This is a genomic window from Sutcliffiella horikoshii (genome assembly GCF_019931755.1).
GTDB lineage: Bacteria > Bacillota > Bacilli > Bacillales > Bacillaceae_I > Sutcliffiella_A > Sutcliffiella_A horikoshii_E.
In genome coordinates, this window is the sequence record NZ_CP082919.1 from 1 (window position 1) to 10,158 (window position 10,158).

17 protein-coding genes are annotated in these 10,158 nt (G+C 36.8%); 8 read left to right on the forward strand and 9 right to left on the reverse strand.

Annotated features, from left to right (window positions below; genetic code table 11):
* Positions 1-181: 181 nt before the first annotated feature.
* Together K7887_RS21945 and K7887_RS21950 are read left to right on the forward strand one after the other, a co-directional pair.
* The gene (locus K7887_RS21945) at positions 182-856 is read left to right on the forward strand and encodes a Rep protein (RefSeq protein ID WP_223493750.1); all 675 of its coding nucleotides are present in this window, start codon (positions 182-184) and stop codon (positions 854-856) included.
* A gap of 464 nt (positions 857-1,320) precedes the next feature.
* Positions 1,321-1,689, forward strand: coding sequence for a hypothetical protein (locus K7887_RS21950; protein WP_223493752.1), 369 nt, complete (start codon positions 1,321-1,323; stop codon positions 1,687-1,689).
* A 55-nt stretch (positions 1,690-1,744) separates the two neighbouring features.
* On the opposite strand, the gene K7887_RS21955 is transcribed toward K7887_RS21950, so the two are convergent.
* Positions 1,745-2,146 (reverse strand): flagellar basal body-associated FliL family protein, encoded by a 402-nt coding sequence (locus tag K7887_RS21955; RefSeq protein ID WP_223493754.1) that lies wholly within the window; start codon positions 2,144-2,146, stop codon positions 1,745-1,747.
* A 3-nt stretch (positions 2,147-2,149) separates the two neighbouring features.
* A complete protein-coding gene (locus K7887_RS21960) occupies positions 2,150-2,764 on the reverse strand; it encodes a VanZ family protein (protein WP_223493756.1) in 615 nt (204 codons plus the stop codon).
* Positions 2,765-3,323: 559 nt separating this feature from the next.
* Between K7887_RS21960 and K7887_RS21965 the strand changes: the two genes are divergently transcribed.
* Positions 3,324-3,443: a YjcZ family sporulation protein gene (locus K7887_RS21965; protein ID WP_223493758.1), complete on the forward strand. Its 120-nt coding sequence runs from the start codon at positions 3,324-3,326 to the stop codon at positions 3,441-3,443.
* A 194-nt stretch (positions 3,444-3,637) separates the two neighbouring features.
* Here K7887_RS21965 and K7887_RS21970 read toward each other — a convergent pair whose 3' ends face one another.
* The 5 genes from K7887_RS21970 to mobQ form a co-directional block, all read right to left on the reverse strand.
* Complete coding sequence (locus K7887_RS21970) at positions 3,638-3,865, reverse strand: hypothetical protein (RefSeq protein ID WP_223493760.1); 228 nt, start codon at positions 3,863-3,865, stop codon at positions 3,638-3,640.
* A 12-nt stretch (positions 3,866-3,877) separates the two neighbouring features.
* Complete coding sequence (locus K7887_RS21975) at positions 3,878-4,162, reverse strand: AbrB/MazE/SpoVT family DNA-binding domain-containing protein (protein WP_223493762.1); 285 nt, start codon at positions 4,160-4,162, stop codon at positions 3,878-3,880.
* A gap of 103 nt (positions 4,163-4,265) precedes the next feature.
* On the reverse strand, positions 4,266-4,796 hold the full coding sequence (locus K7887_RS21980) for a DUF3967 domain-containing protein (protein ID WP_223493764.1): 531 nt from the start codon (positions 4,794-4,796) through the stop codon (positions 4,266-4,268).
* Between the two features lie 199 nt (positions 4,797-4,995).
* Complete coding sequence (locus tag K7887_RS21985; RefSeq protein ID WP_223493766.1) at positions 4,996-5,172, reverse strand: hypothetical protein; 177 nt, start codon at positions 5,170-5,172, stop codon at positions 4,996-4,998.
* A gap of 54 nt (positions 5,173-5,226) precedes the next feature.
* Complete coding sequence (gene mobQ / locus K7887_RS21990) at positions 5,227-7,161, reverse strand: MobQ family relaxase (protein ID WP_223493737.1); 1,935 nt, start codon at positions 7,159-7,161, stop codon at positions 5,227-5,229.
* Between the two features lie 333 nt (positions 7,162-7,494).
* Here mobQ and K7887_RS21995 point away from each other — a divergent pair, with 333 nt between their 5' ends.
* On the forward strand, positions 7,495-7,842 hold the full coding sequence (locus tag K7887_RS21995) for a hypothetical protein (protein WP_223493738.1): 348 nt from the start codon (positions 7,495-7,497) through the stop codon (positions 7,840-7,842).
* Positions 7,843-7,968: 126 nt separating this feature from the next.
* Here K7887_RS21995 and K7887_RS22000 read toward each other — a convergent pair whose 3' ends face one another.
* The gene (locus K7887_RS22000) at positions 7,969-8,091 is read right to left on the reverse strand and encodes an FbpB family small basic protein (protein ID WP_223493739.1); all 123 of its coding nucleotides are present in this window, start codon (positions 8,089-8,091) and stop codon (positions 7,969-7,971) included.
* A complete protein-coding gene (locus K7887_RS22005; RefSeq protein ID WP_399209759.1) occupies positions 8,088-8,258 on the reverse strand; it encodes a Fur-regulated basic protein FbpA in 171 nt (56 codons plus the stop codon). Before K7887_RS22005 ends, K7887_RS22000 begins: the two co-directional genes overlap by 4 nt.
* Before the next feature lie 218 nt (positions 8,259-8,476).
* Between K7887_RS22005 and K7887_RS22010 the strand changes: the two genes are divergently transcribed.
* The 4 genes from K7887_RS22010 to K7887_RS22025 all read left to right on the forward strand — a co-directional run bounded on the left by K7887_RS22010 (position 8,477) and on the right by K7887_RS22025 (position 10,148).
* The gene (locus tag K7887_RS22010; protein WP_223493743.1) at positions 8,477-8,713 is read left to right on the forward strand and encodes a hypothetical protein; all 237 of its coding nucleotides are present in this window, start codon (positions 8,477-8,479) and stop codon (positions 8,711-8,713) included.
* Positions 8,714-8,800: 87 nt separating this feature from the next.
* Entirely contained in the window at positions 8,801-9,361 is a 561-nt protein-coding gene (locus K7887_RS22015; protein WP_223493744.1) for a hypothetical protein, read from the forward strand.
* A gap of 51 nt (positions 9,362-9,412) precedes the next feature.
* Entirely contained in the window at positions 9,413-9,838 is a 426-nt protein-coding gene (locus tag K7887_RS22020) for a hypothetical protein (protein WP_223493746.1), read from the forward strand.
* Between the two features lie 22 nt (positions 9,839-9,860).
* Positions 9,861-10,148: a DUF5839 family protein gene (locus K7887_RS22025; RefSeq protein WP_223493748.1), complete on the forward strand. Its 288-nt coding sequence runs from the start codon at positions 9,861-9,863 to the stop codon at positions 10,146-10,148.
* Positions 10,149-10,158: the final 10 nt, after the last annotated feature.

Here is a 10,158-nt window from a genome sequence, read left to right on the forward strand (position 1 = left end):
GAAAAAAGGGGATTTTATTGGTATTGTCGAAATATAGAAAATAAGAAAAACCGCCCTGTCTTTGGTCGGATAGGCGGTTTCTCGAATCGAGCAAGGGGTTAATCCCTTAATTAATGTATTGGTTATTTATATTCTACCATATTGGGATTAATTCCTGCTACAAAAGGGAGAGAAAAATGTAGTGGGAAAAAATGTTATAGACTTTGAAGAAGCAGAAAGAAATGCTAGAAAACGAGATTTTGAAAAAGATATAGAAGCTAGATCAAGAGCAGAACAACTAAAAAAATCGTTACTAGACCAATTAAAAGAACTTACTGGTGATGAGCATTTTATCGGAACCAGTAAAGACCCATTTGCAGGGGAGCCATTTAATCAGACAATGCATAGGAACTTAGATTTGTTAAATCAAATTGGCTATTTAAATCAAGCAGAAGAAAGTTTTTTATTTAGGATTCAAGCTTATTTAGAATTTAAAAGTAATGTAATTATTTGCAGGCAAGATAAATTTAAAAAGAAGAAAAAGAACTTTGAAGATGATTTTGTTCTTCCTAAATCGGCAACTGTTTCTGATATTGCTGAAATGATAGGGAAATCAAGACAACAAACCTCTTTAATTATGAATAGCTTGAAGAAAAAAGAGATTCTTTTAAATCCTGAAGGGGCAGGGCATATTATTGAAAATGGACGAACTGTAAGCCCTAGAACGTGGATTGTAAATCCTTACATTATGATTTGTGCACCTAGAAAAAATAATGTTCAGTTGGACAAGCTTACTTTGAGATTATTCCAACACTCTTTAAAAAATCTTAAAGATCAGAATGGCAAAAAGGTAACTTTACCTGCAAGATTTTTTTAATAAGATTTTAGATCGTATCTGATAAATGATACGATCTTTTTTATTAATTGGTTTTTTTTAGGTGTCATGAATTCCTGATACTTCTATCTCTTTTTGTCAGGAAAACCTGACACCCCTAAAACCACAAAAAACACAGTCATATCAACGCTTTGAACCCTTTTAAACGAACTCTCTCTATTATCACTATTGTTTAATAGCAATTCGCTCTTTGTTTTGTAATCTTATTTTCTTGTATTTTTCGTTAATGTCCTGAAGACTAAAAGGTTGCCATTAAGGCAACCAAGTTCTACTAAGAAGTGAAGTTTTTATAAGTGTTACTGTGATCTCCTTTTATATCAAAGCTTCCATCCTTAACTTACAATTTTTCAGTTTGGTCTTCTGTACTCCTTTATTCAATATTAAATTGAACTTAGTTATTTTCGATTATTTTCATACATATATTTTAATATGGGGAGGTTGTCTAATTGACTGATAAGAAGAGATTTTTAATATCGAGTATTATAGGTATTATTGGTTCATTAATGGGATTTTATTTGTGGAAAGATTCTATTCCGCAGTATTATGGGGATACAAATGTGGAATGGAAATATATATTAAGGATAGAGAAAATATTATTTCTTTACATTCCTAGTTCTATTGCTATTATAGCTTCAATATTTCATCGAAAAACTTTAATGTTACTAGCTTTTATATTAAGTTTACCTGTAACAAAGTATCTAGGGGTGAATGGATTTTTCGATACTTTTCCTCTTGTCTTTTATCCATTGATTTGTTACATGTTTTCTTTTTTACTAATGTTAATACCCTTTGAAAAATCTCATAAAAATTTGTAAAGAGGACAAGTTATAGCTATAGCTATAACTTGTCCTCTAATGTTTTATCTTTGAGTTAGTCTTTTATTTGACCAAAACCTTTCACATATTGACCATCATCATTTTTTCTCATAGTGAATCCCCATCTTCCACCTTTTTTATCTGATATTATCCAAGACTTAGTTACTGTTCCGTTTCTATCAAATTGCTGTACACCCATGTATACACCTACACCTAAAGAGTTAGCTCTATACAAATCGACATAATAAATAGCGCTAGTACCAGTACCAGATGCAGAACTATTATTTGTCATAGTTATTTTATAATTAGTGATGATGCTTGGATATAAGTCATATAAGTTGGATTGTAAATAATTTCTGAATTCAAAGTTATATGCATAAGATGCTGCCATTGCACTTGTTGGGAGGATCATAAAAATACTAAGAAATACTATAGATATAAATTTTTTTATTTTCATATCTTACCTCCTAAGGTTTAATATTTTCATATTTTTTTCACTTTCTCCATCAATGGTTTTAACTACTTTAATTAGGATCGGAAGAAATAATTTTATAATCCCAAATCCTAAAATAGCACCTACAGTATTTAAAATTAAATCATCTACATCAAAACTTCGGTAAGTAACACCGATAATAAGGGATATTAAAGTCTGAACAAATTCAATTGTGAATGATGCTAGAAAACCTAATATTATTATATTTTTAAATTTTTTAACTTGATTCCATAGTAAAGGGGCATAGAATCCAAGCGGCATTAACAAAAGAATATTACCACCTATCTGTTTAATCCAAAGATCCATATTGTTGTAATCAAATGTTTTGTACATAGTGGCGAATGGAATTAAATTAGTTTTAGCTGCTGTATCGGTTTCAAGCATACTTTTAATTAGTATTTTATCTATTGGAATCGGGAAGAGTGTTACTTTAATAAGTAAAATTAGGTAGATAAAAAAAGATAAATTGATTAGTTGTTTAATAAGAGTTGTTTCTTTTTTTCGAAAATAAAAGAAGCATAAAGTAACTGTAAGATATATCCCTAATAGAGCCATAAGGTGGAGTTCAACGAAGAAAAACAATCTGTTTCTCCTTTCTAAAATTATTTATTTTTGTTATTTTGTTATCACCTCATCTAATTTTTTATTAAATCTATTTATAGTAATTCAACACTTTTAGATAATTACCTTGTTTATTTATACAATTTTTTTTATTTTTTACATAAATGGAAAAAAATGTAATTTTATGTCGGATTATTTCGTTGGTTGTAAACTTTTTTGTATATAAGGATTAGAAGTTAACATAATCACCCTTATCGGGACCTAACAAAAAAGCAAACCCTGGAATTCCGCCAAAATTGGGCAAATTCCAGGGTTTTTGATTTGGGAAATAACGCGAAAATGGGGGTGATAATCCAAAAGGGTGTTCTCCGTTTTTCTCGGAATTACTTCTGTTTACGTGGATGGATCCTTGTTGACAGTTAGAAAAAAGAAGGGTAGTTCTATTTCAGAATTATACTAGGATTGTAAAACTACATAATTATGGTCTATTTGGCGCCATGTAAGCTTTTAAAGGCTCGCCCTTACATGTCTGGTTGTTGTTGCATATACTACACCACCTGGTAAAAAAGGTGGTGTTACTATGAGTTATGATGGAAAAAGTGGTGGAGGATTTGCCTTAGTGGTGGTATTATTTATCCTTCTCATTATTGTAGGTGCTGCATTTGTGGGCGGTGACTCCTACGGAAAAGGGTATTGTTAAAGAAAGTTAATGGCCGGTAAAGTTCCTTCCTTATACAGTTCTCTCCTCTTTTCATATAAAAGGACCTCAACGTAGAGAGGTCCTTTTTGTATATATCATGGTATTACTACATGTTATTTTTCTTCTTGTTTCATTCAAAGTTCTTAGACCGTACGAAGGAAAATTGCAGAGAAAAGGGTAGTTCTAAAATAGAACTACCCCTGTTCTATTTTAGAACCTGGTCTAGAAACTCTTCCACCCTTAATAAACATGAGCATGTGCTCGGCTTCTAATTGGTTGCAGAAGTCAACGAGAGAGAGAATCTCCTGGTCTTCGGGATGGACTTGACCGTTTTTGTCGGGATAGCCAATCCAGTTTTCCTCGACGGCGACGTCTAATGCTCGGTTTAAAAAGTCAATTTGTCGTTCGGTTAGTGGCAGCATGTTGGAACTCCTTCAGTTAGTTTGGTGGATGTAGGCTTGTAGTTCTCGTAAGAGAAGGTCAGCACCATCCCGACTCACGATGATTTTCCCATTGTTAAGGTGGAGATTGGAGGAAGATATGTCGTTGGTAAGCATACAGGCCCCATCTATTTCGTATTTCTTCAAAATGATAAGGTCTTCTTCTATGAATATTTCTAAAGGATCTTTAATGTTGATACCGAGGATATCTCGTGTTTCTTTTGGAATAACGATACGACCTAATGGATCGACTTTTCGTACCATACCTGTTGCCTTCATGAACATTCTCCTAATCTTTTGTATTTCTTCCTTTAATTATAAAGATAAAATGTAAATCTCTCAATCTAGTACTTGTTGAATGTTTCCTCCGTTGAAGGGGGCATCATTTCCATAATTTTTGCCACCAACTTTTTTCTTCTTGAGTGGCAGCAATCTGTTCTTTAACTTCTAACAACATTTTTTTTGTTTCTTGAGACTCTCTTAATGACTGGACTAACTTTAGATCACGGTCATTTTGACTGTTTTCCATTCTGTTCAATTGTTCTTGCATTTGTTGAAGTTGGGCAGAATGTTGCTTTGCTTGTTTTTCAAGAGCTGTTGTAACAGCAGTAGTTATTAGAGTCATAACATCATAACTTTCTTCTTTTTTCTCTATGACGGCATGACCGTTACTTGGTTGTTTAGTACTTCCTAAAATTTTGGCAACAGATTCAAGAGTCATGCCGTTATACTTGCTTAATTCTATGAATCTTTCTAAAGTCGTTATATCTTCACTAGTAAATAATCGATGACCTTGTTGGTTTTTTTGAATGATATACCCCTCTTTTTCAAGGATGGAAATGTACTTTTTAAAGACAGAATCTTTAATTTCTAACTTCTCCATTACGTCTTTTGTTTTATAAATAAGGGTCATAACGTTACACCTCCAACTAATTTTTTCGTCATGACATCATAACATACCTCTTTTTTAGGAAGGGGAAATTAAATAACCCCCCTAAAAAATTAGGAGGGCATGCCACATGTGTTACCAGCCAGCTATGGCGAGGTGATTCTTTGGTTAGGTCTATTCCTACTTCCAAGAGCCAACCCCACAAATGAGGTCGTTAGTAAGATTATATCACGTCGTAGTTCTCGTCATTCTCATACCATTCCACATCATGCCGATTACTTTTATCGAGTAAGAATACCCCGTTTTCAGAGTGTAACACTCGAGTTTTTTGCTTGCTGCGCTTTTCTAGCTCATGTAGATCAAGGAGTAATTCTTCAACAGACTTCTTTTGATTAGTCATTTTATCCCTCCTGAAGCGTAGGAAGAAAAACTTCCTACGCTATTAATTCGGTTATTATCTACTATCTCTCCCCCAAGTTTGTTGACGACTTTTTCCTTTGCTTTTTGTCTTTTGTTGCTGACGTTCACGTTCTCTGGTCATTTCTCTACTTGCTTGTTGAAGTCCTTGCAGGACGGCATCTAACAAGCCAAGTCCTTTTCCTTGAGATTGGATGGCTCCTTGATATTCAGGCACTTTGGCTTCCATTTTGTCGAAAGTCTTCACCTGCTTTTCAAAGTCGGCTCTTCCAGAAACACTTTCCTTTTCCATGTAATTCTTATAGCTATCACGAGCAGTGACAGCCCGATCATACTCTTGCTTTGTGGATTTGGAGACAAGCATTTTCCCTTTCAGGAATGGGTTATTTTCATATTTCTCCACAATAGCTTGGTTCTTTTCATAATTTTCAAGGTAGCCCTTAGCACGTTGCAGGCGTCCTTTCGTCTGTTCGACACGAGAAATTTCTCCTTGAAGTCGTTGGATTTCTTGTTTTTGATGACGGACAGCTTTTTCGATGTTCTCAATTGGAACTCGTTTTCCGTTTCCGTAGAGCTTATTTACTTGATCAACCCTTGAAGCCGTCTGATGGCTCATATGACGCATTTCAGGTCGTTCAGGATACAAAGAAGCCACTTGACGGACAAATGCGTTTTTATGGGCATTCTCGACTTTCTGAAGGACATTACGTTCCGAAGTGATCGTTTGACGAGCATTTCGATTTTTCTCCAGGAGTCCTGGGCGTTCGATTTCATGTTGCGTTTTCACCTGGTTAAATTCCTTTTCGGTCGTGAATCCAAGCTTTTCACGATGGTATTTTAGCTTATCGTCATGGAATTTAATTTGATCTTGCGCATTAGAAATGTCGTTTTCAGCCTGTTCTTTTATCCTTTGATTGCTTTTGAGTTTCAACGGATTAAACCAATTCAGGTTGTCGATTCGCTGTTGGGCTTCCTCCATCTGCTTGTGAAAGGTATTTGTCCATCGGAAATGGTCCGAAGCTTCTCGGATTTTATCATCTTTCCAACGGATGTACTGGTCACCGTTATTAGCTCGTTCTTCCCATTTATCAAGCTGTTCCCGTCTCTTAACAATGTTCGTCATGGTTGGTTCTGCTTTTAAAATCTTAGAAGCGTTTTGCAAGTCCGCACGTTCCGCAGCTGTACTAAATTTTTCGGCTTTTTGCTTTTGTTCTTGCTGGCGAGCCTTCTCTTGTTCGAGTGCTTTCTTCTCTTCTCGGTACTTCTGCAGATCCACGACAAGTGCATTGTACTCCTGACGATCTCGGTTCAAGTTTCCTTTTTCCGTTTGCACACCACGCTTTTCCATCTCATGCGCAACATGGCCAAGATGAACAGTTGGAAGCTGTTCAAGTCCACGTGCTTCATGCGAAAGGTGGGAAATTCGTTCTTGAATCCCCTCTTTTTCTAACGCCTTATTGGCATGGTTCGCCCATTCCTCACGCCATTGTTCAAGAAGCTCTTTCTTGTTCCAGTCACGATTTTTCGGACCGAATCCATCAGCTGTAATTTCTCTAGTCGTCAACATGACATGTGCATGAGGATTTTCTTTATCATCACGGTGAATCGCAATGTCTGCGATCATCCCTTTATCTACAAATTCTTTTTGCACGTAATCACGGATTAATTCTTTTTGTTGGTCATGATTTAATTCGACTGGCAAAGCAATATTAATTTCTCTAGCCAAACGAGAATTTACTCTTGTTTCGGATTGCTCGACTTCATTCCATAAACGGTTACGATCTTGCACCCATTCAGGAGAATTAGAAGGGGCAAGAATCATGGTATCCGGTTGGACTTCTCGAACATAGTATTTCATTTCGCCGGTGCGTTCATCTGTTAAACGTTCACCAGAACGATAAGAAGCAGAAGCGACAGCCGATTGCCCTTTTCCTCTTGAAATAACTTGTGCTGAAAAATGATAGATTGCCATGATTCTCACCTCTCTTTCGTCGCTACGCGAATCCCATTTTGACCGAAACGGAAAAGGAAGTACCGAAGGTGGTTACTTTTCTGTTTTGGCTTCGCGGATAGGCGATTAGTCTTTTGTTGCTTTAGCAACTTGCCTGATAAGGCAAAGGCTTTTTGCTTTTGTTGCGAAGCAACCGCACGACAAACGATAGTTTGTGTAAGTGCGCCCTTGTTCTTCGTTCTTCGGGAATCTATGTCCCACTCCATTGTGACGATTCTTGCCTTTTGTCTAGCATTGTACCACTTGCTCCGATATAATAAAAGAAAAATATGGTATTGCAGGAGGGTTTTAGAATTGGCACGTAAAACGGATGCAGAACGTTTACAAGAATTAGAGGAAAAGATGGAGCAGATTAAGGCAAGGAAACAGCAAGTAGCGAACCGAATACAAGCGAAAGAACGAAAGGAACGCACACGCCGATTGATTCAAGTGGGAGCCATATTCGAGAAGTATTTTGATATTGTGGGGGAAGATCAAGCAGAAAAAGTAGCCTATGGTATGAAGGATGCAGTGGGGAAACACAAGGAAAAATTATTAAACATTGATGTAGAAGAATCAAAGAAAGAAAACAAGTTGGTGTATGAGGTACAAGAGGAACGACTCATCATGCCAGAAGGAGAAAGAGCACCTTATAAAGCTTAATGTCTTTATGGCATTTTATGTTGCCTTAATGGCAACCATAGTTAAGGTTTTTGAAAAAGAAAAGGCGTAAAAAAATACGCCTTTTCTCTAGGTATATAAATAAAGGGGGGAGTTTTACTTTAATTTTTATTTATCCAGCTGTAAATACTTCTCATCAATTTTTTTGTGAATCTTTTCGATGGCTTTATCATCTTTTAGAATCTTATCTTTATTTGCAATGAGAAGTTGTTTTAGGTTCTTTTTCTTCAAAGGTCAGCACCTCCTATATAGGATTTATATGCTTCTTCTAACTCGTTAAGCGTAAGTTCATATAGTTGCGTATTATCTTTTTTGTAAACGCCCTTACGTAAGAGCTGCTCTATAATATATGTCTTTCGAGACTCGACTTGCTTTCGTAATAAAGACAAAGGAAACACCTTCCTTATAATCTAATTGAAAATCATTATCAATTACATTTTACTTGTTCTTTTACTTTTTATCAAGAAATCATAAAAGAGAAGAAAAGCATTCAACGAACGAACCCCCTCATTGCCTGCCAATGAGGGGGTGTCCTGAAGCAATCTGTTGAAGGATTGCCTTCTCGATGTTAGTTATCACTTAAATGCAGTATAACAAAAACTGGGAGGGATGAACAGTGTACCTGGCACATGGAGTAATCGGAACGGACAAGCCTATCTTACGTGAGAAAGAAAAGGATCACTTTACCTGGGAAGAGCTTTTGCACCTAGAGGAAAGAATCGAGGACTATGTTCATTATGGATTCGTCCAGAAAGTCATGCAGCAACAAGTCTTTTTTCTTCCCATCTATGCCAAGGAGCCCATCAAAACGGATCCCTCCAAGGTTTATTACTTATCGAGCCGGCCAAAATAAATCTTTTTTTAAATAAATGGATTTAATGCAACGTCTGTTGTATAATTAATTTATAAAACAAATGTTGTGTTAATGGAGGGTTGTTGAGTGAAGGAATATAGCGTAGAAGAAGTGTTTGACGTCTTGAAAGAGTATAAGATAACGTCTCATATAGAGAGTGTGCGTAGATGGTTACGACAAGGGGTGCTAGAAGGGATTGCTCCCACCTCTCGAAAAGAAGGATGGAAAGTCACCCAAGAAGCCTTAGGGAGGTTCCTGGAAGAACGGCTGCCAAACCAATTCACAACGAATGTTGTAAAAGGAGAATCAGAACCTAACTCAACAAGCGTTGCGAAAGAAGAGATCCGGGCAACCATGTGGATCGAACTCGCCAGGAAGAATATTTGGGAAGGACACCTAGATGTGAAGAAAAAAGCCCTGCAAGCCTGCATCCAACACCGTAAGTATTCGAAAGACTTAGAAGAGAAGGTGTGGCAAGCCTGTCTAGACAACAGCAAAGCCTATAAGCAACCCCGAGTGTTTTATCTCCTGGAAGCATTCGCCTTCGATGGCAACCGATTATTCCTAGATAAAAGCTTTACGTCGTTAGAGGAACAAATTCTTTTCCCTGTGATTGAGTATGTTCGTCTTAACTACAAAACGCCTTAAAGGCGTGAGACAGTTGCCTTAAGGCAACGTTATCTTTTGGGAGGTGATGGGTTGATTTGTTCCTACTGCGAAACAGAAAATAAGGAAGTCGCAAGCCATTGCGATTTTTGTGGAGCTCCTTTGAAGAAGCAGCGTCCGAGAATGAAAGAGTTTTTATATTTGGATCAATGCGAATTACCTTTTAGAGAATTGTCCTCTTTTCATACGTATGACTTATTAATTTTGCTGCGGTTGGTGAGAGAAGAACGAACCAAAGCCTATAATCTCATGAGAAGCCTTCTGAAGGCTCCTGAAGGGGTTTTAATAGATTCGGAGACTCTAATCTTTTCAGAAAGTGAATATCGTCGTTACACGGCCCGTATGAAGGTCATAGAAGGTATCTTGGTGGATCGGATGGGGTACAAGCCAAAACGTGTGGATGATAAACTATTAATGAGTTTACAAGTTAAGATGGAGAAAGCGAAAAGAAAACAGTAATAAATAAGGGGAGAGATGCAGGATGGATAACAACACGATAGAAGCTTTTCATATTAAAAGTATGAATGATGGTGTGCTGAAGTTGAATACGGGTACCATGTATCGTTGGCATATTCCCAAAGCTTTGAGAAAGGAACCTATTCAGCAAGGAGATATTGTGTTAGTCCGTACAGCGCAAGGAAAGTCCAGGGTAGTGGTCATGCAAGTATTTAGAGAAGAGTTTGAGGAAGCAGGAAGAAGTTACAAAAGGGTTCTTAAAGTAATAGAAAGAGCACCTAAAAGGGAGCTTGTTGGTGGAGTTGCCAAGTAATAGTGTGGTG